The sequence below is a fragment of the Paenibacillus sp. EKM10P genome (genome assembly GCF_011800655.1).
In the GTDB taxonomy this organism is placed as follows: domain Bacteria; phylum Bacillota; class Bacilli; order Paenibacillales; family Paenibacillaceae; genus Paenibacillus; species Paenibacillus polymyxa.
This window is the reverse complement of record NZ_JAALET010000010.1, coordinates 39,930-62,788: the sequence shown is the minus strand read 5'-3', so window position 1 is coordinate 62,788 and position 22,859 is coordinate 39,930. Positions and strand designations below refer to the sequence as shown.

Here is a 22,859-nt window from a genome sequence, read left to right as displayed (position 1 = left end):
AATCATAGTTCTAATGCTTTTCTTGTCCCGCATTGAATGTTATGACTGGAGACAAGGACCTTTGTTTTCTCGTCAATGGCCGGACATAGGCATAATTGTTTTTTGGAGCCTTTCCTTTTGCCACACCTGCTTTATATCCTCCAGCAGCAGCCGGAATGGCAACCAAGGTTCCATAGGTTCTCATCGCCCGTTCAATTGGGAAAGATACAGAACGCATTCCATCAGTAGATCCGGCAAAATGAACTGCGGCTGCATAATTGTTCAGCCGATCGTTACTGTCATTCAGCCATACGGAACCCGAATCTCCAGGTCCAGTTCGTCCCTGGGTAAAACGAATGACGGTTTGATCACGGAAAATCTCGATTCCCGAATCGCCCCTCACTCTTTGTTCCACGCCAATCGCCTCCACGACTCCTCTGGCGAAGCCGTTTGTTTTAGCCATTCTTTTAAACGTCATCCCCAGACGATAACTTAATAAGTGCCCAGGCACGGTAATAAGACCACCACTTTGGTTAATCAGATACCTCGGATTAAGCAGACTATTTGAATTGGCAATAGCTATGGCAGAGTCCTGAAAGTTAACACCTGTCGTAGTAAGCGGGACAAATTGAAAAGCTCTCCCGATCTGATCCGCCGTTCTGCCGCCATCTGCCGGAGAAGGCTGAATGGTATTGTGAAATTGATTTGTATTCGTCGGGACTAGGACATGGGCATTACTCAAAATAAACAAAGTATTATTCTTAATAACAATGAGTCCTCCGGTTCCTCCTGCAGTGGTGGGAACCGTTGTTCCTACACTGACCGCACCGGGCACGGGGCGCCATCTTTGGCGTGGGTTCGTTTGGGTAGGAGTCGCCGCTTCCCTTTTGAAAGAACCCACACCTAAAATTCGGATAGGTACCGCAGAAGCCTGACTTATATTATGAGTTACTGCCTGCAATTTGGTTTGCGTCACAGCCGAAAGATTTCTCAAGGTGTATACCACAATCGCCGCGCCCTTTGCCGGTCTATTGGGATCAGCATAACCTACTCCAATCCCTGTTACTCCGTTCCGTTTGAGCATCGTTCGCCATATCCGACTCTTCAGCTTGAAAGCTTGATAAAAGGTAGCCACAGCCACATACATCTCCTTTTCATAGTCAATGATGTATATACATATGACTAATCCGCACATTATGACTGTGCGTTTCCCTAGAACAGTGAAAAAGGTGTGGGCTGGAAGCAAACGACTGCTTTTATTGATCAGTCTTCCTGAAGAACTCTACCATTTCGATAAATGATTGCTGAGCTGAATGTACGTGATATCGGGGAGAGTACGGATCACTGAATCCGTGCTGTCCGCTGAATTTATGTACCCGGATATTATGGTTGTCTAAAGCTGAAATGAGCTCATCCACATTAAATGATATTTCTTCCTGTGGGAAAAAAAGTAGTGTTGGACAATGTGGAGTTATTTCCAAATAATTTCGAATACGAGAGCCGTAGTATCCTACGATTCCATCAACATATTTTTCTTTGCTACACAGCCAGGCAATCGTTGCCCCGATGCTAAACCCGACGATAAATACCTTTTTATAGCGAGCTTGAATACTTAACAATAAACTTTCAATATGATAAGAAGCACGTTCGAATCCTATATTTTTTATGAAATGGGCATAGGCAGCTTCCTCTTGCGAATAGTTAAAAGGCGTTTCTTTGCCTATTAAATTTGGACAAATGACGTCGTAATTCTCATCCGATAATAAGCTGCAATAATTTTGTATATGCTGGTTAATTCCATAAATCTCATGCAGCACGACAATGAGGGTGTCCGACTTCTTATCTATGCTTATCATGTTGCCCCCCTAGGTTTGAATATGGGAAAACAATTCATCCGGATACGCATATTTATACTCTTATATTAACAACCTGTAGATAAGCCTCTTCAGATATCGGAGGAGTATCTGGGATTATTGTGGTTTGAGGGATGATGTGGTTGCCATTTCCCGTCTTATCGAGTCAGAAAACTCATCAAAGGGCTTATTCTCTTGCCCGGGACCCTACGATATAAATCGCTATATTTCATCATTAGAAGTTTCCCATTCGAATATTCGCTCTTCGAGCACTTCGTAAGCATTATTCATAATTCCTAACCTCCCTTTTTTAGAAAATACTATATCCAATATGATCATTTCGCTATATATTTTTAGTTGAAATCTTGAGAAATGCTACCTGGCATACACCACTCATCCAATCAATTCTACATCTTCACCCTATGATATAATTCTCTCAGTATTATCGTATGGAAGGAGGATACAGATGTCGGAGCAGCAAGTATACGTCCGGTTCCCAGAAGAAGTGGACGTCACAGAATTGACAGCAATGTACAAACGCAATCGGGAATTCTTTGATACGTTTTCGCCAAACCACCAAGAAGAGCACTATACGGAGGAGCACCAGCTCCAAACGATTATTAAGAGTAAGGCTGACATGGTAGAGGATCGGAAATATTCCTTCGTAGTGTGCCACAAGGAAGACAATCAGATTATAGGCAGCATAGGTCTATCTTTTGTAGTAAGGGGACCACTTCAGAGCTGTATGATCGGATACAGCCTAGACCAAGCCTATAACGGCAAGGGTTATATGACGGAGGCGGTGAAGCAGGTGGTTCGCTACGCTTTCGATGAACTAAAATTTCATCGGATCGTCGGAGAAGCCTCTCCTCGGAATCCAGGGTCCATCCGTGTGCTTGAGAAGGCTGGCTTTCACAAAGAAGGCATTTCTCGAAGCAACGTAAAAATTAATGGAAAGTGGGAGGACCATCAGGTTCTGGCGATTATCAATCCATCAGAGGATATCTAAGTTTAGTGAATATTGGTCTCGAAAGTTAATGGAAAAGAAAAGTTATGACAACCTATTAGAATGCGTTAGTTGAATGACAACAGCGACAGTCTAAGACTTTACTTTTTAAGTCTTGTTCTGCCGCTGTTTGAATTTTTGCTCAATCTAAAACTTTATTTCCAATGCACATTTTACAGAAACTATATTCGTTTTGCTGGGAATCTCAGTGCATGATTTCTTTCTTATTCACCTTAACGCCGGATAAGGACTGATCAAACATTTCGAGAATAAAGAGGAAGCGCTCAGCTTCACGAAATACATGATCAGCTAATAGAGGATGGATAATGCTTTTTATTCGGCACTCGTCAATCAAATCACGCGCTGTTTTCTTAAAATCTCGCAAGGACTTAACAGAGATACGGTTTTCATCCACAAATTGACTCAGAAGTGGAACGGTCTGCGACTGTGGACGCATATAACTTAAATCAATCGCCTGAAACATCAGTGTATCAAAGTCATTACTAAACTCCCTAGCTTGTTCAACCAGTTTGCGTTCGGATGGATCCAGCAAATGGCCTATGAATTTTGCGTGATCGGCCATGATCTTTAAGAAAAAAATATTTTCATCAATAATAGCATCAGGTAATGGTTCAAGCGTTCCTGAATTGAGTTCCCCTAAACGATTTCTGAAATAATTCGCTTCCCGGCTTACATGATCTACCAGCAGGGGGAAATTGGTTTGTCCAGGAAGTTTGCATTGTAATATAAGCCCCAATACCATTCTCTTAAATGCCCAAATATTTGTCGCCGCATTCTGTACTTCCGTATTAAACCCTTTGATTGTATAAGGATCTGTATTGATATTAAATTCATACGATCTTTTCTCAATATCCTCAAAGATAGCGTAAAACCGATTGGCTTCTGTTTTAAGTTGAGTATCTTCCGCTCTAAAGCCTAACCCCAGAAAAAAGGAATGCTCCTTCATAATCCTGGACCAAAAACGTATTTCATCTAATGAGCGTGAAACAAATGCATCCAATGATATCCCTCCTCTAAATGAGCAAAAAAGCACTTACTTAGTCATATGGGATATGACAGGTCATTATGAATATCGAAGTTCAACGTCTCATACGAATCCAATTCCGAAATTGAGCCGGAGTTATTAAATCATTCAGGGTTTTCTTCCGCTACCAAGTCTACCCGAAACTCAAGCTGGTCTCTCATAAAAATTTTACCTGCTATCTTGGCCGATTCTGGCTTAATCTCCTCTACTATTCCCCCATGATCCTCACGAAAAATTAAATTCCATAATATAACTCATATTTGAATATATATCATTTAATGTTTGGACAATTATCCCACTCAAGTTCTATAATTCACTTGTTATTACATAATTTTAGGAGGAAGTCATGAAAAATCTTTATAAAAAACTAGGAACAATAGTGTTAGCTCTTCTTATTGGAGCTTCGGTGTTCTCATTGTTCCCCACTGTTACAAAAGCTGAGACTACAAATGTGACTTGGTCCGATGGATCTCTAACAAAAACCATAACTGAATGGAACCAAACCGATATTGCTAATGTAGGTAAAAGCTCAGGGAAATGGTATTGGGAGATAAAGCTTGATGGTGGATATGGTGAAGTTGGATTATTCGGTCCAGGCAAACCACCAATTAGGTATGAAGGGTATAACGGAGTAAATTATGGGCCTACAAATGACTCTATTAAAGCTGGAAGTTATAGTTACGGGAATGTGTATACAGTAAATGATGTTATATCTGTTGCTTTAAATCTAGAAAATGACACACTAACCTTTTATAAAAATGGTATCTCACAAGGGGTCTCGAAATATACTCCTTCTTCACTAGGTAAGACTGTATATCCTTATATAAGAAACCCTCAAGATCAACCTGCTACTTATACTGCTAATTTTGGGGCAAGTGATTTTAAATATCCAATTCCCGAAGGATTTTTGCCTTACCAAGAATCAAGTACATCAACAACACCTAATCCGTCCACAACACCGGATCCATCTACAAAACCCGATCCATCTACAACACCTGATCCATCTACGGCGCCTGGTTCATCTACAACACCTGGGTCATCCACAACGCCAGATCCGTCGGATACAGATGGTTCCTCACAACCAACTGGTGACCGCGCCATTCTAACTGTAACGATGGACAATGGATTTGATAAAGAATTCGATCTGAGTAAAAAAGAATTGAATGCCTTCATCGCTTGGTATGACGCTAAAGATGCGGGCAGAGGTGCTTCATTCTTTGCCATCGATAAACATAATAATAACAAAGGCCCGTTCAGCAATCGCAAAGACTACGTAATCTTCAACAAAATTCTCACATTCGAAGTAAGTGAGTATTCAACCAAATAAACTTTATGAAGGACTTCATATCGGCTAATATGCCATTGAAGTCCTTTTTTCATCTACTCATATCTAAGTCACGCTTAAATTGCTTTACGTACAATATACCTTTTAGGCAAAAGATTTGTAAACCGCCTATTTTCAATAAACCTACACTTGCCTTCCAACTTGATTTGGATTAAGATCCATATTTTTAGTGTACCCTTGTTCATACTCTAATTAAAAGTCATTAATTATTATGCTTTTCCAAAGAAACGCTAGCTGTCAGGTAATGTCTATCTCATAACATGAAAAAAGCTTTTCATAGCCACCTTTGGGGTGATTATAAAAAGCTAATCTGCTTTGCGGCGACTGCACCACTCGCTTAAAATTTTTCTGGAAACTGTTTGACAATGCCTTCTGTCAGGATATCCGCTAAATGAATCATATGGATCTCATTTTTATCGGTTGCGGCAATATCTGCTTTCCAGTCTCCTTTGATACAGTTAAGGACTATTTCCGTAATCAACTGAAGGTGCGTATACAGCATATCTTGTAGCGTTTTGAACTGCCAGTTCGGATTCGCTTCACTTAAAAATTTAGCAATATCGTCGGCGTTTGTATGCCAATCCGCCTCTAGCTTTTTCACGTCCGCCTGATTGCCCGCTTTGGCAGCCGCTACGATTTTCCCTGCGATCAAAATATGCTCTCTCAGAAGATCAGCCAGCTTATTCCCAGCAGCTTCCCCATAATAAGGCTTAATCACGTTGCCTATATCCTGTTGGTTCCGTAAAAGTCGGTCCAATACATCCTTTTGGTCTGGACGATTAGATATGGCGCTGACAATATAGCTTCTCGTCCATATCGTATGATCGATCCATACCTTCTGCATATCGACTTTCAGTTGCACCATTTTGGGACTTAGGCAAATGTTCCCCTTATCCTCCCCCGCCTTCGCTTGCACGACAACTAGTGGATTCATGCTAAAAACGAGCGCCAAGGTTAACGACAATGCCAGTAACCATTTATTTTTCACATTCTTCTGCTCCTCTTACGTTTGGATTAAACAGGCTGTCTTATTATGGTTGAAATATCTAATTCTATACCACCCCTGCAATCATCTTACAAAAACTTGATTTCGTATTTCAACACACAAAAAAGGCCTGCCGGTGGTAAGCCAGCAGAGCCTATGACTCCATGGTCCAAGTAAAAGAAGCAATTCTGATGAATAAAGCTACGTCCTGGAGTACCCGTATAATCGTTTCGAAGCTAAATCCTTTTTGGAAAATAAGCCATGCTGATGGGCATAACCTATTTTGCCCGGTGGACCGTCAGGTTGACCCGATTCGTCTCACACATAAATGTAGAGAGATGAACAGGCTCATCGTTTGCATCAAAAGCAATTTTCAATATCCGGAATAAGTTCGCCCCGATATCACATTCCAGAAATTTCGCATAATCTTTAGTCGCACCGATCACATCAATGATCTTGTCATTGCTCACGATCTCGGTGTTATAATCCTCCGCCAGAATCTTGTAAGTCGATTCTTTCATTGCGATCTTTTTTTCCAAATCCGGAAACCGGGTCAGCGAATAATGGGCTATATCATAAAAAAGCGGGCGGTCATCTACATACATCAAGCGTTCAAGCTCCAACACAGGGCTGCCTTCTTCAATAAGAAGATGTCCAGCCACCTCTTCAGATGCCGGGATTACTTCGCTTCTTAATATCCGTGAGTTTGGAATCATGCCCAGCTGGTGGCTGAACTCCGAGAAACCGCTTACGGATAACAGTTCATTATGAAATTTGTTGGAGGCCACAAAGGTGCCTCTACGAGGAATTCGCGTCAGGGTTCCTTCCCGTACAAGCTCCTCAATTGCTTTCCGTATAGTGATTCGGCTTACACTATAAGTATCACAGAGTTCTGCTTCGGTTGGAATCTGTTCATCCGGTTTGTACCGTCCGTCCTGGATATCGTTCTTCAACATTTGCCTGATCTGCATGTACAGCGGCTGGGGGGTTGAAGGATTCAAATTCATGGTAAATTCATCCTTATCCATCAATGATTATAATAAGTATTATACATTGATGATCATCTCCAGTCACCATGCACCGAAATAACCTATCGTCTTCCCAGCTGTAATTGTCCCAAGCTCCAAGCAGTTCTCTGTTGAAAACCCTTTCATTCTACCGTAAAGGAACCCGGCAATGAAAGAATCGCCAGCTCCCATCGTATCCACGACGTTCACCTTACCCACGCCGTGTGGAAAGAATTGTTCCCCATCGTAAGCAAGCGAACCATTCTCCCCCAAGGTAGCCACAGCAATCTGCGCTCCTCTTTGCTTGACCTTTACCAAAAGTTGGCGGATATAGTCATCATCCTGAGTGTACGAAAAGAATGGATAGTCTACGTAGGGCGTTAATGTCTGTACCTGATCATCCTGCAACTGATCCGAGAAATCAAAGGAAGTGATCAGGCCCTTTTCCTTAAAGAGAGGAAAGTACGGATCGGCATGGCCCCATATCCCTGAGTGGACAAGCTGATAATGGCCAGCAAAATCGATCTCTTCTGCTGTAAGGAAAAACTGTGCCATAACTCCCTCGTCGTATTCGCCGAGCCTCCGGTCATTCTCCACCATCTCCACGTAGGTTACCGCTGTTTTTCCGTCCTTTTTTAAAATTCGGGAAGTATCCACACCCTTGTCCTGAATAGCCTGGATCATGATCTCCCCATAAATGTCGGTGCCCACCCAGCCCAGATAGGCCGTCTTTGCACCCATTTCAGTTAAATAGACGGCCACATTCACCGGATTGCCTCCAGGATAGGCTTTGCCGCTTGCTTGATAGACATCCATGCAGTTATCCCCGACTGTAATGATTCTCATCTTGCTCCCGCCTTCCCTGCTATTAAAGAATGAGCACTACGAAGTAGTGCTCAAATCAAATGCATCAATATAGAATGAACTAAAGACTGCGTATCTTAATATTCCATTTGGCGATAGTATCTTCTAAGTGTTAATGGATGATTTCTCTCACGCTCCAGATAGGCGCTGATACGGCTTAGTACAGACCAGTTGATACTTACGGCAAAATGCTTTCTGAACTCCTCGCTAATGCCTTCCATGGCAAAGTCTTTGGTATCAATAATGGTCAGCTTCTTCGTAATCTTCTCAGCGAATCTTTCCACCCGATCCATCAGTGGTCTTGTCTCATCTTCGCCTTTCAGCAGAATAACACTGGTATCTTCAACCACAAGCTCAAGCGTGCCATGGAAGAATTCCGCCGCATGAATCGACTTCGCATGAATCCACTGCATTTCTTCCAGGATACACATCGCGTAGGAGTACGTGTTCCCCCACAGGTTGCCGGAGCCAACCATCATATGATAGTCAGTATCTTTATGTTCTTTTGCAAAAGCTTCCGCTTTAGGGTCAAAGGTTTTGACTGCGTCCAGAATCGCACGCGGCAATAAGGCAACTTCCTTCGTGAACTGTTCATATTGAGGGAACTCATTGTTGTTATACATGAACCGGAACACAACCATGTACAGGAGCATGAAGAATGTATCAAAGGAATGTTTCTCCGAGCCGGTTGTGATACAGTGATCTACAATTTTGGTTAATGGAGTATCCCTTTCTGCCACAAGTGCAATCGTAGTCGCTCCCCGTTCCTTACAGAACTCGGCTGCCGCAACGGTCTCCTGCGTGGTTCCCGACACAGATGTAAAAATACATACGGAATCCTTACTGAAATGTCTGTTGTTCATCACCATAAACTCAGCAGCAATCGCCGCATGCACATCGATGGTCGAGTTTGATTTCAGAATATACTCATAAGGATACATCATCGCAATTGTGCCACCCGCACCAATCAGAAAAATATTGCTGTACCCTTTCTTGGCAATCCCGTCTACAATCTCTTCAATTTGTCCTCTAAAGGCCAGGCCCTCTTGTTCCACAAGCTTAAGGAATAACTGTTCGTCAAAATTCAACATTTACGTTCCCTCCCTATACTGGATCGGTTCCTCTCCAATATCATCCATTTTTATTTATTATATATAGTATCATAATCAGACAATACAATTAAAACAACTATTTTTGTTAAATCTGAAGGAAATCAGCGAGTCAGCATCGGCCCCCCTTCAGTTCATCCGGACTAAGTCACTATATTACTACTGTCATGACTGCTTTTAGATCCATACTTCTTCTCCCAGTAGTAATACACAGGCAACCCCGTTGCGATGACTATCGCCGCGGCAATCATGCCCTGCACTGGAGCCCACGTAAAGGTTCCCCAAGCCAGCCATCCTGCCCCAAGGATAGCCAGGATAGTAGTTACTCTCCACATTGGCATGCGGTAAATCGGGTTATAATCCTCTCTCTTACGGCATTTATAGACCGCGGCAAAGTCCAGAATGTTAATGACCAGCTGAATCAGCGTGAAATAACCCAGCAGTTCGGTTAAATTGCTGAAGAACACAAGAATACAGGCCAACGTAACCTGAGCAATAATCGAAAAGCTTGGTGTTTCGAATTTGGGATGAACTTTCGCAAAACGCTGAAAGAACAGCCCATCCTTCGCCATGGCATACTCCAGGCGAGGCTGAAACATAATGCAAGAACTCAAGGAACCCAGGATAACAATAATCGCGGTAACAGCTACAAAAGATGAGGCCATGCCGGATAATCCGGGGATGTACTTGACGGCGTCGGACACAGCGGAGCTGGAACCCATCAGTTTATCGAACGGCATTAGGCCGGTGACACATACCGCAAGCAGCGTATATAAACCCAATACAATCAGTACCGAACTAATTAAGGCCCGAGGGAGAACTTTCCCTGGATTTTTGAATTCTCCAGCCATAAAACAAATGGCGGCCATTCCCGTGTAAGCCCACGTCGTGGCAGATACGCCACCAATTAAGCTTGAACTTGTCGCTCCTGCGACGGGCGTGTAAGCAAAGTTGTCAAAGTTCATATACATGAGGCCCAGCACAATGACAATCAGGAAAGGGATGATTTTGATAGCCGTAATAATGACCTGAAAACTACCGCCTGCCTTAACACTACGGTAATGGATGGACGTGATGATCAGAATGATCGCTACTCCTAGCAGTTTACCGGCAATTCCAACGAAGAAAGGGAAGAAGCTCGCCAGGTATGCAACAATGGCCAGAGCCATAATTGAAATGGACGGAGGATCGAGGGCCCAGAAGGTTGCCCATCCGTATAGAAAAGCCAAAGGCCTCCATCCTGCTTTATTCAAGTATACGTAACCGCTTCCATTTTGCGGGTAGGCAGTCGCCAACTCAGCCAGCACCATGACCTGAGGAATCGCAATAACTCCACCAATAATCCAGGCTAGAATTGAGATCGAAGGCATACCCGCAGCTTTTGCGACATCACCGGAAGAGACGAAGATTCCGGAACCTACCGTAGTTCCAACAGCGATGGCTAGGGCCGACCAAAAGCCCAGTTTTCGTGTAAGAGAGTCATTACTCATAACGAGTTCCTCCAAATCAAGGTGATAAGACTTCCATTCCCCTTATTTTCCTGACTGATTCCCTAAGTACTTCCTGTGGATTCTGATAATAATTGAACCCCATAATCTCTAGTGTACAAGCTCCCTCGTAATGATGGCTCTGAAGACTGGTTAGATATTCCCGCCAATTCAGCACCCCATCATCCAGAGCAAGATGCGCATCAGACAAGCCGTCACCGTCAATCAGGTGGAAATGAACCATCTCCGCAAGTAGGGAGAAATAATCTTCGGGTGTCTCGTTAGCGAGCTGCATCGCTACGGTATCGATCATCCCTTTTAATGAGGGGGAACGAATCTCCTCCAGCATCCTCTTGATTCCCTTAGCATCGATAATTAGATTCGATTCGAATCGGGTCAGAGGCTCCAACGCTAAAGTCACCCCTTCCTTCTCCGCCACCCTGGATATCTGATAGATGGAGTCGCTTGCATATTTCCATGATTCCAATTGCGATACAGCGAAGTCCCCTATTCCTGAAGTCACAAGCATCATGTTGGTCTCCAGCTCCAGAGCCGCGTACAGATTATCTATGAAGTATACGATACTCTTCTGCCGCAGTTGGGAATCGGAAGCAGCAATATTGAAGGGATAGACACACTGTTCCGGCGTATAACAGACGACCTTCATGTCTCGGGATTTCAGTTGCTGCCTTATGTGCCTCAAGTTGCCAAGAACATTCCGATAGACGTATAAATGAGGCTCGCCCGCCCACAACTCGATGTGCTCGATCCCGAGTTCAGTCACGTGATCTAGGAAGTGCTCGAAAGGAAAATGCCTATACGTAATATTCATTCCCGCAATCTTCATTTGCTTCACCCCCTCTCATGTAAGCGCTTTAATTTGTTATGTCTTGTATTATAACTAAGGGTTACAAAGATTTCAATGCCTTTTTAAAAATAAATAAAAGCCATTCAGCCGGTTCTTAATGTGGGTTGCTCAGCTCCTATAGGGGCAAAAAAAAGCAAGCCTCAACGAGTACATTTGCTCGTTTGGCTTACTTATCATCCCCCTTATACCTTACACTTGAGATGTGGGGCGAATTACGATCTCGTTCACATCAACGTCAACCGGCTGCTCGATCGCGTACGCAATGGCACGGGCAATCGCCTCCGGTGGCATTGCGAACTGGTCACGAGACTCTTCGAGCCGGGTCCTCACCTCCAGATTCGTCACACCTTCAGCGAAATTCGTCCGAACCAAACCGGGTGAAATGATCGTTACCCGCACCTTATCACCAGCTTCCTGTCGCAAACCCTCGGAGATGGCGCGGACGGCGAATTTCGTGGCGGAATAAACGGACTGGTTTGGTACAGTTTTATGTCCCGCTGTAGAAGCAATATTGACGAAATGTCCGGAACCCAGCTTGCGAAAGACAGGCAGTGCTGCGGCGATGCCGTACAAAACACCTTTAATGTTGACGTCGATCATGTTCTCCCAATCCTCTACACGCAAGTCATCAAGGGGGGAAATCGGCATCACGCCGGCATTGTTCACGAGAACGTCAATCGTGCCGAATCGCTCACATGCCAAATGGATGAGCTTGTTTACGTCCTCCCGCCGTCTGACGTCTGTGCTAGCATACACGACTTCACCCCCAGCCTCCGCGATACGGGCCGCAAGAGCTTCAAGACGATCAGGTCGTCGTGCCCCAAGTACGACTTTTGCCCCATGCTCAGCCAGTAAAAGCGTAGTCGCTTCACCAATCCCACTGCTTGCACCCGTAATAACAACAACTTTATCTTTGATTCCGGACAAGGTTGTATTCTGGATTAATCTCATAGTCGAATCCTTCTTTCATCTGGAAATTGTCTTTCGCCTTGAATTATAAGAAATATCAAAATAAAGCAGGTAGACGATTCATACGCGTTCCTTGCCTAATCCTGTCTAGTTTGAGTTACAATATTCATATCAGCTTAAATGAAAAAGGATTGGTGAATAAGTTTGAACCAACTCATTACGGAGTTAGCTAAGCAAATTGCACGGCATACGTCTACGGACGGTTTACACCAAACTGCGATTTCAGAGCTTTGTTTCAGGCGCACATCCGCGGAAACGGAACCGACGCATACCCTCAACATGCCCTCTCTTTACGTAATTGCCCAAGGCTCTAAAACCGTCACATTTGTTGGGGAAAGCTTCATATGCGATTCGTCCAGTTATATGGTCGCATCCGTACATCTACCAGTGATTGGGAAAATTACTCATGCTTCTCCGCAGTTGCCGTACCTAAGTTTACAATTAACACTTAGCCCTGATGTCATTATAGATATAAGCAAGAAATCTAGTTCACAGAAAAAGGGAGACACAGGAAGGGGCATTTTGGTTAATCCGTCCACTTCCTTTCTGTTAGATGCGATTCTACGCCTCGTCAATCTTTTAGATTCACCCACGGATATCGAGATACTAGCTCCACTCTACATCCGGGAGATATTTTATCGTGTGCTGGAGGGAGAGCAAGGAGCGCTCCTCAGGCAGTTCGTTGTGATCGGAAGCTATGCACAAGGTATTTCAAATGCAATACATGTAATCAATCGTGACTATTCTGAACAGTTAGTCATTGAAGAGTTAGCAAAAAAAGTGAACATGAACCCAACAACCTTTCACAAGCATTTTAAAAGAGTAACGGGTATGAGCCCACTACAGTATCAAAAGATCATTCGATTGCAGAGCGCACGTCGGCTGATGCTCAAGGAAGGCTACGATGCTGCTACGGCAGGATTTCGCGTCGGTTACGAAAGTCCTTCCCAGTTCAACCGAGAATACGCCCGCTTATTCGGACGCCCACCGATGAGAGATATCAGTCACCTGCGTGACATAGAATTCAATATTGGTTCTGCCTTAAATAATAAATAGCCCATCGCCCTGTAATTTGGAAGTAAAGTACACCGTTAAACTAACCGGCAGTAATCCGTAACGGGTATCCTAGACCTCGGATTATAGGGTCTGTCTCGTAGATAATTCCCTAACTTGTCCTCTCTCAATTATTACCCTGTTCCCCGTTCTTTTCCATAAACACAGGGACCAACAAACGGCGCCTACGAACCCAGGCGAACTAAAATTCTCCGTAACGTAAGCAATTTCTTTAATTAAAAAGCTCTGCCAACCATAAGGTTAGCAGAGCTCTCTATCTAATTTAATTTCGGGCAAATCTCGGAAGAAACTTGATGAATGCGGGATGTATACAATCTTTTCAAAAAGTTACACCCAACATGATTTAAGGATGATAACCAAAAGGATATAGAGCACCAAGATTGCTGTTGTAGAAGTCCACGCACCGCAAACAGCTGGACCTGCGCATCCACTCATAACTTTAGCCCTCCTTTATTTGTCGTCACCTTAATATATGTGTGAATACACACTGTGACTGGGCATGCAGGTAAATAGAAAGAAAATATCCCGCCACCAGTTAAGGTTAGCGAGGAGTTACTCTGCTTATGTTTAAGCTCCTCCAATGCTAACTTCGCTCCGTCACTCTCTAGCCACATCTGTTTTGCCTTGTCCCGCTCAGGACTCCGTTCTCTCGCCATGTTACACAATCACCACCCCCACGAATGTAAATGCAATTATTTTAATTTATTTAATAATATGATGTGACCTTTGGCAAAACAAAGAAAGCCCCGAACCAGAAAAGGTTGGAGCTTTCTTCCTTTGTTTGATAGCTTGGTTTAATTAAAGTTCATCTGGGGCACGGCAATAGCGGAAGTCCGCAAAAATGCCACGCGTGGCGGGCCGCTATTCAGCCGGAGGATACGCTGATAATCAGGGGGACGTTACAGTATAGCGGCCGCAGCTTCACCATATTTGGGCATTACTTCAACAATTGTTTGCTGGTTCGTACCTGCCTCTACTACAGGAGCTAAATATACACTCATTTCATCAATAAGTCCTTGCAGTTAAAATTCTAGTGCTTTCTAAATTGAAACTCCCATCCAAATTGCTATCTGAGCGTCAGCACCAACTCCATCAGTCCACTATTTGTAGCGGGTTGAGTTTTTCTAATTGATTACTATCGATATTCTTTCTCATCTCCAGTATTTCCACTGTACCTATGGGCATGAGGAATTCTACCGTTTACTGTTGTATACCCTTCAAAATGATGGTAATGCCCGCCACCAGTCAAGGGAATAGCTGGTCCTGTAGTTCCTCTAATTAAATGCGTATGTTGATCGTTAAATGATGTTTCTGCATAATAATTATGAACATGCGGAACACCACTTGGAGCTGGTTCTGTTACCCCAGCGTAATGATGGTAGTGTCCCACATCAAGTGATGTATTCCCTTTAAAAGGATGTACGTGAACATTAACTGGTCTACCATCCCACGAACTAATAAAAAGCTTATGCGAATGGTTAGAACCGGAATCACCGGAATGAACAACAAAACCTGTTATTGGTATTTCCATCAGTAGCCTCCTCTCTTTATCAACTGCCGTATACTATGAAAGAGGTAGTGTAAATGTTCAAAAGGTTATTGGGGTTGGTTTCCACTATTCGGGTGGGTGGCTAATAGGCTGTCAGAGCGTGTGCATGCCCTCTCTCTGTTCTCTTCTGCACTCCTTCCGGCATTCCCATGTAACGGAAAGAGCACTCAAAATGGCTTACATCCTGTCGAATAAATGCAAAAGAAAAAGCACTCCGTTTAGAGTGCTCACTTTATTTTACATACAAATTGAACCGGCCAATCCTATTTGTGAGATGTTAGCTGCATTATTTGATATCATATAGAACTTCCCATTTTGGAAAACTAGATAGGTGAAGTCTCCATAAGTTGAGTTTTGAGGGTTAGTCTCGGGTGATACAGAATGTATAAAGACTCTACAAACTCTTTGCCCACTATTAAGTGTAAAGTCAACCGTTTGATTTATAAACGAGGCCACTTGATTTGGATTTAGTAGATACGTCGGTCCTCCTAACCCACGTTTCCCACTTTGTCTATTTTGATTTGCATTCTTCATTTTACCCACTCCCTCAGGAACTTTTTCGTTACGGTGTATGCTATTCAATTTTCCCTTAGGCGTTAATGCATAGTTAATATTTGTGTTTTAGCCCAGCTTTGGAATCCTTATCTGGCCGCTGCTCAAGCCGATGCTTATCTGCATCCATATCTTTCCTTCATCGCGACACCGTCGTCATGTTGTTGTTCTTCTTGCTGACCGTTTACTGGCTCCCCATCTTTCGGCGGTACCGTATTGACTTTGCTTTTGCGCTATTCATTCCACTTGGCAGCCATTGGTGCAACCCGCTTTCGGTATTCATCCACCATAAGGGAACGTTAGAAAAATGCTCGCTCCAACAAAAAGCGCGACCTCCAAAAAGCCTGGAAGCCGCGCTGCACTTGAATTTTATAAGATGCTGGTGAAGGGAATTGAACCCCCGGCCTACGCATTACGAGTGCGTTCCGGTACAGTTCCCATTAGTACCCACATACCCCCAAAGTCTGTAATTATTGAATTACGTTCGCCCTAATGCTCTCCAAAGTCCCCTTCTCGTCTCCTGCGAGCATGATGTTCTTTTGATTGTAATCCCAGCCCTCCAGATGACGATATCCCGTAGTATAGTTATCCGCCCCCATAAACCTAACTATTATGTCCTCTGTACGCTTCCAGCTCCTTAATAGATGGCATCTTACGGCTGTCTGCTGAAAGCTTGTAGACTGAACGGCGACGTTAAGCTAATGGACCTCTCCACAATATAAACATAGTTGCAATGGATTGGTATGCGACCATCTTTTGACAAGAACAGTACATATAAACTGTGGAATAGCAGCATATTACAGTTGACTGATATCTAGAAGGGAACTATATGGCATGGTTGACAAGTTAAAAAAATGGCTGTTTAAACAGCCTTCACGATCTAAAAATGGCATGAACTCTGAACCAGTTAATGACGAAAAATTGACTAAAATATCCAAAGAGCTGAGTGGCACGCTTAAGGAAAATGTGACCGTACTAAACCAGGAAATAGGGCATAGCGGGGATTTCATTCTTCGTTGTTTGAATGATAAGCAGGGCAATCCGGTTCTCGCTGTAGGTTTTCTTCAAGGCCTGATTGATCAGCAAATTTTAACGACACTGCTGGAGGAGCTCACTGCAGGTATTCGAAATGGAGATGTCTCTGATCGTAATGTCGAAAGTTGGTTGATGGATCGTATTCCTATTGGGGGTATAACTTGTCTTGACAATGAGCAATCGCTTATCCATGCCGTTCTTTATGGACAGGTGGCTATCCTCGTCGAAGGCAGCACCAAGGCCTTTGCTGCTTCTATCAGTGGAGGGGCTAAAAGAGCAGTTGAGGAGCCAACATCGCAGACAGTAGTTCGCGGCCCTAAGGAGGGGTTTACAGAGGATATTTCCACCAATATCACGCTCCTCCGGAGGAGGATCAAATCAACTGAACTCCACTTTGATTCTCGAATTATCGGATCATACACGCAGACGAAGGTATCGGTAGCATATGTTCGAGGCATTGCAAATCCAGAGGTGGTTAAGGAAATATCCAGACGATTAGACTCCATCAACACTGATAGTATACTCGAAAGTGGATATATCGAGGAATTTATTCAAGATGGGGTATGGACACCTTTTCCAACCATGGTTAACACCGAGCGCCCGGATACTGTAGCAGGCAGCTTACTTGAAGGGCAAGTAGCGATATTGGTTGATGGGACCCCATTTGCCCTGATTGCTCCCGTAACCTTTTTTCGATTTATAGCTTCCAGCGAGGACTACTACCAGCGTTATGATCTGGCATCTTTTCTGCGGATCGTTCGGATGTCATCCTTTTTCTTGGCATTGCTATTACCTTCGTTCTACATTGCAACAACTACGTTTCACCAGGAAATGCTGCCTACAACACTGCTTATCACTCTGGCTGCACAGAGAGAAAATACACCATTGCCAGCCTTGCTTGAGGCGATGTTAATGGAGCTGACCTTCGAGGTTATCCGCGAAGCAGGTGTACGAATGCCGCGCGCCGTAGGGCCTGCAATCTCTATTGTTGGGGCTTTGGTTCTTGGGCAAGCTGCTGTACAGGCGGGATTGGTTTCCGCAGCTATGGTCATTGTGGTATCATTCACAGCCATTTGCAACTTTGTGCTACCTGCAATCAATATGGCGGGGGCTGTTCGTTTGCTCAGGTTTGGACTCATGCTGTTAGCAGGTTTATTTGGGTTATACGGCGTTTTGGCGGGCTTGATTCCCATACTCGTTCGATTAGTATCTGTGAATTCGTTCGGCGTTCCTTATATGATGCCGCTCGCACCTTTCTATACGAGCAATATGAAAGACCTGTTTGTGCGTGTACCTAGGTGGAAGATGAAGAAGCGGCCTATAATGATTGGGGATTCCAATCCAGTAAAGCAGGCAACGAAACAGGAATCATATGCAGAACAAGCGGGGGAACACGGCCGAGACCCTATGGCGTAAGGAGGAACCGATATGTCCCAATTAGGCAGGTTTATTTTGGTCTTGATCATACTATTCATTTTGGCGGGGTGCTGGAACCGAGTCGAACTGAATGAGCTGTGGGTAACAGCAGCTACAGGAGTAGATATGATGGATGACGGACAGTGGATGGTGTCCTATCAGATTATTGTTCCCTCTGCCATTACAAGTGGTACCGGAGGAGGAACCGGAGGGTCTCCTCAACCGGCATCCCATGTATTCTCTGTAAAGTCCAAAACCTATAACCAGGCGTTAGCGTACAGCAATTTAAAAACATCAAGACGAATTTACGTAGCACATAATCGTGTTGTATTTATCGGTAAAAGAGCGGCTGAGAAGGGAATGGACCGTCTAATCGATTTTTATCTTCGTAATTCGGAAGCGAGAGAGATGGTAAATATGATTGTAACGGACGGACTAGCATCCGATCTATTAAAGAAATTATTGCCGCCTGATAAACTTCAAGGCGCCGCCATGGCTGAATTGGTCGACAAAGAGAGCGATATTTTATCGGTGTTTCCGAAAGTTAGGGTTTATGATTTCGTATTAAGCATGAACTCGGATTCCAAATCCATTGGAGTACCTGTCGCCGAGATAATCGGAGAAAGGGATTATCAGGATGAGAAGGAAGCAGAGAGTCTGGATGTCTTCAAAAAAACCTCGGCCCCGCTCAAGCTGGCATTAACTAAATTGGCGATATTCCAAAACGGAAAGTTCAAAGGGTTTCTCGACAAGGAAGAGAGTCTGGGAGTATCTTATCTGTCTCAAAAGGTTAACAACACCGAAATTTCATTCCCATGCAGCCAACAACCTGGTAGGGAAATGTACTCTTCTATATTAGTAAACTCTGCTGGTGTAAAACTTACACCCAGAAAAACGAGTTCTCATTACACTATGCAGGTTAGAGTGAAAATTAACGGAACTTTAAATGAAACAACGTGCACTAAAGATATTTCCAAGACGAAGATCATACATGATTTGGAAGAAGAGATTGCAAAAGAAGTGACCAGTACGATAAATGAGGGCTGGACTAAACTTCAGGAACTTGGTGTAGACGCAACTGGTTTTGCTGACCGAATTCACCGGAGGTTCCCAAGGGAGTGGGAGACGGTGAAAAAAAACTGGGATCAGGAGTTTAAGAAGATAGAACTCGACATTCGAGTGGATGCACGGATTCAGCGTCCTGGACTCTTACAGAAGCATATCGGTACTCAATCCTAACCCATTTGTATAAAGGGGCTTAAACAGTATGAATAAAACCGTCACCAAGGTATCCGGGTTAGCTATCGCCTTTTCCTTGTTTCAGGTAGGCAGTACAACGTTATTCCTATTGGGAGCTGAAGCCAAGCAGGATGCATGGCTAGCCATGCTGATCGGTGCACTTGCAGGCTTCGTACTGCTAATCATGTATTTATCCATGCATAAACTTGATCCACACCGGGATTTGTACGAGCTTTTATGCCATTATTGGGGAAAGTGGGTTGGTAGTCTGGGTGGGCTTTTGTTCATCTGTTACTTTGCTTATGAAGCTTCCAGGAGTGTTAGGGACATTGGTGAGCTCGGCGCATTGACTTTGCTGAACAGAACCCCTACCGAGGTTATTACGTTTATAGCGTTACTTGTCTGTGCCGATGTGGTGTGGTTTGGCCCAAGGGTCTGGTTCCTTTTATGTCATATATTTATTATCATGTTGGCTTTTGGTTATATCGTTCTATTATTGCTTACTCCTTTTACAGGACTCATTCACTTTGAATTTTTGTTTCCTGTATTGGAGAATGGTCTAACTCCCATAGTGAAGGCTGCCATTCCCGAGATCGTGTCTTTTCCCTTCGGGCAGACAGTTCTTTTTCTTGTGCTGTTCAAGATTGTTACGGATAAACGTAAATTACAGCGGTCGATCGTCATTGTTTACTGGATCACTGCTGTGTTCCTTATTGTAATGAATGAACTAACAATCCTGGTTTTAGGTCCGGAATGGGCAGCATCAAGTACCTACCCCTTATTTGAGGTTACACAACTAATTCAGCTACCAAAAATTGTTGAGAGAGCTGATGTCCTGTTTTCGATGATTCTATTTATTGGAATCGGAGTCAAAACGGCTGGTTTTATGTTTGGTGCCGTCATTGGACTTCAAACGATAACCCCTTTTAGATATAAGCCTGCGTTACTGTTGCTAAGCATCATCATATACGGCCTAACGTTTCTATCCCCTAGGTTAACCGAATTTTTGTGGTTCGGTCTTCATGTAGCCTTGGTTCGAGTCTGGCCTATTTTTCAGATTGTACTGCCTGTCCTCCTTTTCCTCACCATGCTAATTCAGAAGAAGAAGAAAAGGGCTTATAATTAGCAGCTACTGTAGTCACGAACATGTTGATTTGCCGCAACGGTTAAAGTGGTCAGTAGAAATAGAAACATGCATGCCTATACCAGAGGTCAAGCATATCAGTGCACTACAGACCAGACTTCGAGAAGTTGCCTATTTTTCCCTTTGGTTAATAAGCGGGTAAATAACCATCAACTATTGGGCTTGCGGGAAACGATGCTCAATAAGCACAAGGAGACAGCAGCCGATAATTGTAGCTGTTTCTGTTCTAAAATAAAACTAAAAGACCTTCATATCATTGAAGTGCACCAGACAGCTTATTTTGTATTATCTGTAATGCAGCATTGCTTTTAATCGCACATAAATTTTCCACTTCTGGGAATCGCAAATTTGTACAAGGGGTACTGTACAACATACTGTCCTTAGATTGTTCAACAAAAATCCCCGCCGACCAGTTCAGGTTAGCGGGGATTTGATTTGATGTGCTTACGTTTAAGCTCCTCCAACGGTAACTTGAGGCTGGATACGATGGTGGTGGTTAAAGGCTTGATTAGGCACAGTTACAATAAACAACAAAAAGCTAGCCGCGATAATCATAAAGGCTGTTCAGAAAACGAATTAATCTCCGCTTCAAATCGAGGAGTATATCTTCTACATCTATGCTATATTGGTTTGCGGCAATTATAACATTGAGCAGATTTAATATCTTCTCGTTTTCGTTAGCCGCTGATGTCGCTACAATATATTCTAGTGTTTTTTTTAAAATGGGCATATTTTTATAATTAGTACTAAGTACTATTATCAAGTGTTATAATCAAGCCATAAATTTTAATGGAGTCCACCCAGCACATAATCTCAGCAAAGGAGTATATTTATGAAATTTAATGATTTTTTTGTCGGACAAACATTTAAAACCAAGTCCATAAAGATAACTAAAGAGAATATCAAGAGATTTGCAGCTGAGTTCGACCCGCAATACATGCACTTGGACGAAGATAAAGCAATGCAAGGAAGATTTAATGGAATCATCGCCTCAGGAATCCAAACGCTAGCAGTTTCTTTTAAGCTTTGGGTTGAAACAGGTATTTATGGTGACGATGTCATTGCGGGAACTGCTTTTAACAATATCAGATTTATAAAACCCGTGTACCCGGAAGATGAATTACATACAATTGTGGAGGTGACTGAGCTTAGGGAAAAACGAAGTGAAACAGGAATAGTTACTGTTTTGCTGACCACTTTTAATGACAAAGAAGAGAAAGTCTTTGAAGGTGAATTGTCTGCTTTAGTTAATAAATAAAGTGAAAGGCTGTTCTATCCTTTGTTGAGGAGACACTTGATAAAGGAATCACTGCTGAACCTTCCGGATTAGATAAAAACGGTTTGGAAGACCACAAATTCAAAAAGTTTTAAAGTATTTTGAAAAGGTGCTTCTCATTAAAAGGGGAACACCTTTCTTACTAAATTAATATATAATTGAGTGCGTTCCGGTACAGTTCCCGTTAGTACCCACATACCCCCAAAGTCTGTAATTATTGAATTACGTTCGCCCTAATGCTCTCTAAAGTCCCCTTCTCGTCCCCTGCAAGCATGATGTTCTTTTGATTGTGATCCCCCCTCCAGATAATGATATCCTGTATTGTGGAATTATCCGTCCCTACACTATAGTTATCTTGCTCTAAAGCAAGCACCCTAACTTTTATATCCTCTGTGCGCTTCACCTTCACCTTCTTTATCTCTAGTTCCTTAATAGCTGGCATCCGATGTTAAGCTAACGGGCAGGATAGTTCAAATACGTGGTATCATGTGGTGAGTAATTAATTGGAGCCCTCTTTTACAATGTTGAGAATGGGGGAAATCGTGGTCGGCTTGGAATGGGAAGGTTTGTATAGAGAATTGTTGGGAGATGGAAACCAATTGCTTATGGAAGGCGCAATGGATGTCTGTCATTCGCTTATCAAAGACCCATCGAATGTTCGTAATCACGAATGGTATCACTCACACGCAAATCAAACGCTTGAAGCAGTCTGGGCTATATAAGTTTTTCGAGGATATCTTTGATTCGCAAAGCATTGGTTATCAAAAACCGAAGGAAGAATTTTTCAATTACGTCATAAGTCATATTTCAGAATTTAATAGAAAGGATGCACTTGTCATTGGAGATTCATTAAATACGGATATCAAAGGTGGTCTTCAGTCGGGCATTGACACCTGTTGGGTCAACAGAACCGGACAAATAAGTCCGGCAGAAATTAAAAGCACATATACAATCTCAAACTTAATGGAGCTCACTTCCATCTGTTAGGCTGTAAAAACAAACGCTTGTGCCGCCTCAATTATCACTTTTTGGTGACTATATCACAAAAAAGTGGGTA

At 43.3% G+C, this 22,859-nt stretch carries 22 protein-coding genes and 1 tRNA gene; 8 read left to right on the top strand and 15 right to left on the bottom strand.

The genetic code is table 11. The annotated features are described in order from the left end of the window. Window positions 1-10: 10 nt before the first annotated feature. Window positions 11-1,126, bottom strand: a complete 1,116-nt coding sequence (locus HFE01_RS19970; RefSeq protein ID WP_238799309.1) for a hypothetical protein — start codon at window positions 1,124-1,126, stop codon at window positions 11-13. A 109-nt stretch (window positions 1,127-1,235) separates the two neighbouring features. After that, window positions 1,236-1,835, bottom strand: coding sequence for a dienelactone hydrolase family protein (locus HFE01_RS19965; RefSeq protein ID WP_164965246.1), 600 nt, complete (start codon window positions 1,833-1,835; stop codon window positions 1,236-1,238). Between the two features lie 463 nt (window positions 1,836-2,298). Between HFE01_RS19965 and HFE01_RS19960 the strand changes: the two genes are divergently transcribed. Beyond that, the gene (locus tag HFE01_RS19960; RefSeq protein ID WP_016819467.1) at window positions 2,299-2,841 is read left to right on the top strand and encodes a GNAT family N-acetyltransferase; all 543 of its coding nucleotides are present in this window, start codon (window positions 2,299-2,301) and stop codon (window positions 2,839-2,841) included. A 202-nt stretch (window positions 2,842-3,043) separates the two neighbouring features. On the opposite strand, the gene HFE01_RS19955 is transcribed toward HFE01_RS19960, so the two are convergent. After that, window positions 3,044-3,859, bottom strand: a complete 816-nt coding sequence (locus tag HFE01_RS19955) for a DUF2935 domain-containing protein (RefSeq protein ID WP_107734777.1) — start codon at window positions 3,857-3,859, stop codon at window positions 3,044-3,046. Window positions 3,860-4,229: 370 nt separating this feature from the next. On the opposite strand from HFE01_RS19955, the gene HFE01_RS19950 reads away from it, so the two are divergent. Further along, complete coding sequence (locus HFE01_RS19950; protein WP_107734776.1) at window positions 4,230-5,210, top strand: SPRY domain-containing protein; 981 nt, start codon at window positions 4,230-4,232, stop codon at window positions 5,208-5,210. 355 nt (window positions 5,211-5,565) lie between these two features. On the opposite strand, the gene HFE01_RS19945 is transcribed toward HFE01_RS19950, so the two are convergent. From HFE01_RS19945 to HFE01_RS19915, 7 genes are all read right to left on the bottom strand, one after another. Further along, a complete protein-coding gene (locus HFE01_RS19945) occupies window positions 5,566-6,216 on the bottom strand; it encodes a glycosyl transferase (protein WP_025363877.1) in 651 nt (216 codons plus the stop codon). Window positions 6,217-6,491: 275 nt separating this feature from the next. Then, window positions 6,492-7,220: a GntR family transcriptional regulator gene (locus HFE01_RS19940; RefSeq protein WP_016819462.1), complete on the bottom strand. Its 729-nt coding sequence runs from the start codon at window positions 7,218-7,220 to the stop codon at window positions 6,492-6,494. Window positions 7,221-7,283: 63 nt separating this feature from the next. Next, window positions 7,284-8,066 (bottom strand): fructoselysine 6-kinase, encoded by a 783-nt coding sequence (frlD, locus tag HFE01_RS19935; RefSeq protein WP_153794577.1) that lies wholly within the window; start codon window positions 8,064-8,066, stop codon window positions 7,284-7,286. A 95-nt stretch (window positions 8,067-8,161) separates the two neighbouring features. Further along, window positions 8,162-9,175: an SIS domain-containing protein gene (locus tag HFE01_RS19930; RefSeq protein WP_019685995.1), complete on the bottom strand. Its 1,014-nt coding sequence runs from the start codon at window positions 9,173-9,175 to the stop codon at window positions 8,162-8,164. Between the two features lie 161 nt (window positions 9,176-9,336). Continuing rightward, window positions 9,337-10,683: an amino acid permease gene (locus tag HFE01_RS19925; protein WP_017428053.1), complete on the bottom strand. Its 1,347-nt coding sequence runs from the start codon at window positions 10,681-10,683 to the stop codon at window positions 9,337-9,339. A 16-nt stretch (window positions 10,684-10,699) separates the two neighbouring features. Beyond that, window positions 10,700-11,527: a TIM barrel protein gene (locus tag HFE01_RS19920; protein ID WP_017428054.1), complete on the bottom strand. Its 828-nt coding sequence runs from the start codon at window positions 11,525-11,527 to the stop codon at window positions 10,700-10,702. 210 nt (window positions 11,528-11,737) lie between these two features. Beyond that, complete coding sequence (locus HFE01_RS19915) at window positions 11,738-12,499, bottom strand: SDR family oxidoreductase (RefSeq protein WP_107734774.1); 762 nt, start codon at window positions 12,497-12,499, stop codon at window positions 11,738-11,740. A 162-nt stretch (window positions 12,500-12,661) separates the two neighbouring features. Between HFE01_RS19915 and HFE01_RS19910 the strand changes: the two genes are divergently transcribed. Continuing rightward, window positions 12,662-13,573: an AraC family transcriptional regulator gene (locus tag HFE01_RS19910; protein ID WP_107734773.1), complete on the top strand. Its 912-nt coding sequence runs from the start codon at window positions 12,662-12,664 to the stop codon at window positions 13,571-13,573. A gap of 345 nt (window positions 13,574-13,918) precedes the next feature. Here the strand turns inward: HFE01_RS19910 and HFE01_RS27400 are convergent, their stop codons facing one another. From HFE01_RS27400 to HFE01_RS27650, 5 genes are all read right to left on the bottom strand, one after another. Further along, the gene (locus tag HFE01_RS27400; protein ID WP_017428056.1) at window positions 13,919-14,026 is read right to left on the bottom strand and encodes a hypothetical protein; all 108 of its coding nucleotides are present in this window, start codon (window positions 14,024-14,026) and stop codon (window positions 13,919-13,921) included. Continuing rightward, on the bottom strand, window positions 14,023-14,247 hold the full coding sequence (locus HFE01_RS27395) for a phage terminase small subunit-related protein (RefSeq protein ID WP_017428057.1): 225 nt from the start codon (window positions 14,245-14,247) through the stop codon (window positions 14,023-14,025). Before HFE01_RS27395 ends, HFE01_RS27400 begins: the two co-directional genes overlap by 4 nt. 479 nt (window positions 14,248-14,726) lie before the next feature. After that, window positions 14,727-15,122: a YmaF family protein gene (locus tag HFE01_RS19900; protein WP_017428058.1), complete on the bottom strand. Its 396-nt coding sequence runs from the start codon at window positions 15,120-15,122 to the stop codon at window positions 14,727-14,729. Window positions 15,123-16,072: 950 nt separating this feature from the next. Next, a tRNA-Thr gene (locus HFE01_RS19890) sits at window positions 16,073-16,139 on the bottom strand. A gap of 23 nt (window positions 16,140-16,162) precedes the next feature. After that, complete coding sequence (locus HFE01_RS27650; protein WP_260631833.1) at window positions 16,163-16,291, bottom strand: hypothetical protein; 129 nt, start codon at window positions 16,289-16,291, stop codon at window positions 16,163-16,165. Window positions 16,292-16,526: 235 nt separating this feature from the next. Between HFE01_RS27650 and HFE01_RS19885 the strand changes: the two genes are divergently transcribed. The 5 genes from HFE01_RS19885 (at window position 16,527) to HFE01_RS19860 (ending at window position 22,789) form a co-directional block, all read left to right on the top strand. Continuing rightward, window positions 16,527-18,143: a spore germination protein gene (locus HFE01_RS19885; RefSeq protein ID WP_107734772.1), complete on the top strand. Its 1,617-nt coding sequence runs from the start codon at window positions 16,527-16,529 to the stop codon at window positions 18,141-18,143. A gap of 12 nt (window positions 18,144-18,155) precedes the next feature. Then, complete coding sequence (locus tag HFE01_RS19880; protein ID WP_107734771.1) at window positions 18,156-19,382, top strand: Ger(x)C family spore germination protein; 1,227 nt, start codon at window positions 18,156-18,158, stop codon at window positions 19,380-19,382. 28 nt (window positions 19,383-19,410) lie between these two features. Continuing rightward, complete coding sequence (locus HFE01_RS19875; RefSeq protein ID WP_107734770.1) at window positions 19,411-20,508, top strand: GerAB/ArcD/ProY family transporter; 1,098 nt, start codon at window positions 19,411-19,413, stop codon at window positions 20,506-20,508. Window positions 20,509-21,358: 850 nt separating this feature from the next. After that, window positions 21,359-21,784, top strand: a complete 426-nt coding sequence (locus HFE01_RS19870) for a MaoC family dehydratase (protein ID WP_107734769.1) — start codon at window positions 21,359-21,361, stop codon at window positions 21,782-21,784. A 606-nt stretch (window positions 21,785-22,390) separates the two neighbouring features. Further along, the gene (locus HFE01_RS19860) at window positions 22,391-22,789 is read left to right on the top strand and encodes an HAD-IA family hydrolase (RefSeq protein WP_243208225.1); all 399 of its coding nucleotides are present in this window, start codon (window positions 22,391-22,393) and stop codon (window positions 22,787-22,789) included. Window positions 22,790-22,859 lie beyond the last annotated feature (70 nt).

Bases quoted from the DNA above. Each gene is read 5' to 3' on its own strand.
- HFE01_RS19970 (WP_238799309.1), bottom strand. From the start codon at position 1,126: ATGTATGTGGCTGTGGCTACCTTTTATCAAGCTTTCAAGCTGAAGAGT.
- HFE01_RS19965 (WP_164965246.1), bottom strand. From the start codon at position 1,835: ATGATAAGCATAGATAAGAAGTCGGACACCCTCATTGTCGTGCTGCAT.
- HFE01_RS19960 (WP_016819467.1), top strand. From the start codon at position 2,299: ATGTCGGAGCAGCAAGTATACGTCCGGTTCCCAGAAGAAGTGGACGTC.
- HFE01_RS19950 (WP_107734776.1), top strand. From the start codon at position 4,230: ATGAAAAATCTTTATAAAAAACTAGGAACAATAGTGTTAGCTCTTCTT.
- HFE01_RS19940 (WP_016819462.1), bottom strand. From the start codon at position 7,220: ATGAATTTGAATCCTTCAACCCCCCAGCCGCTGTACATGCAGATCAGG.
- frlD (WP_153794577.1), bottom strand. From the start codon at position 8,066: ATGAGAATCATTACAGTCGGGGATAACTGCATGGATGTCTATCAAGCA.
- HFE01_RS19930 (WP_019685995.1), bottom strand. From the start codon at position 9,175: ATGTTGAATTTTGACGAACAGTTATTCCTTAAGCTTGTGGAACAAGAG.
- HFE01_RS19925 (WP_017428053.1), bottom strand. From the start codon at position 10,683: ATGAGTAATGACTCTCTTACACGAAAACTGGGCTTTTGGTCGGCCCTA.
- HFE01_RS19920 (WP_017428054.1), bottom strand. From the start codon at position 11,527: ATGAAGATTGCGGGAATGAATATTACGTATAGGCATTTTCCTTTCGAG.
- HFE01_RS19915 (WP_107734774.1), bottom strand. From the start codon at position 12,499: ATGAGATTAATCCAGAATACAACCTTGTCCGGAATCAAAGATAAAGTT.
- HFE01_RS27400 (WP_017428056.1), bottom strand. From the start codon at position 14,026: ATGAGTGGATGCGCAGGTCCAGCTGTTTGCGGTGCGTGGACTTCTACA.
- HFE01_RS27395 (WP_017428057.1), bottom strand. From the start codon at position 14,247: ATGGCGAGAGAACGGAGTCCTGAGCGGGACAAGGCAAAACAGATGTGG.
- HFE01_RS19900 (WP_017428058.1), bottom strand. From the start codon at position 15,122: ATGGAAATACCAATAACAGGTTTTGTTGTTCATTCCGGTGATTCCGGT.
- HFE01_RS27650 (WP_260631833.1), bottom strand. From the start codon at position 16,291: ATGGGGGCGGATAACTATACTACGGGATATCGTCATCTGGAGGGCTGG.
- HFE01_RS19885 (WP_107734772.1), top strand. From the start codon at position 16,527: ATGGTTGACAAGTTAAAAAAATGGCTGTTTAAACAGCCTTCACGATCT.
- HFE01_RS19880 (WP_107734771.1), top strand. From the start codon at position 18,156: ATGTCCCAATTAGGCAGGTTTATTTTGGTCTTGATCATACTATTCATT.
- HFE01_RS19875 (WP_107734770.1), top strand. From the start codon at position 19,411: ATGAATAAAACCGTCACCAAGGTATCCGGGTTAGCTATCGCCTTTTCC.
- HFE01_RS19870 (WP_107734769.1), top strand. From the start codon at position 21,359: ATGAAATTTAATGATTTTTTTGTCGGACAAACATTTAAAACCAAGTCC.
- HFE01_RS19860 (WP_243208225.1), top strand. From the start codon at position 22,391: ATGGAAACCAATTGCTTATGGAAGGCGCAATGGATGTCTGTCATTCGC.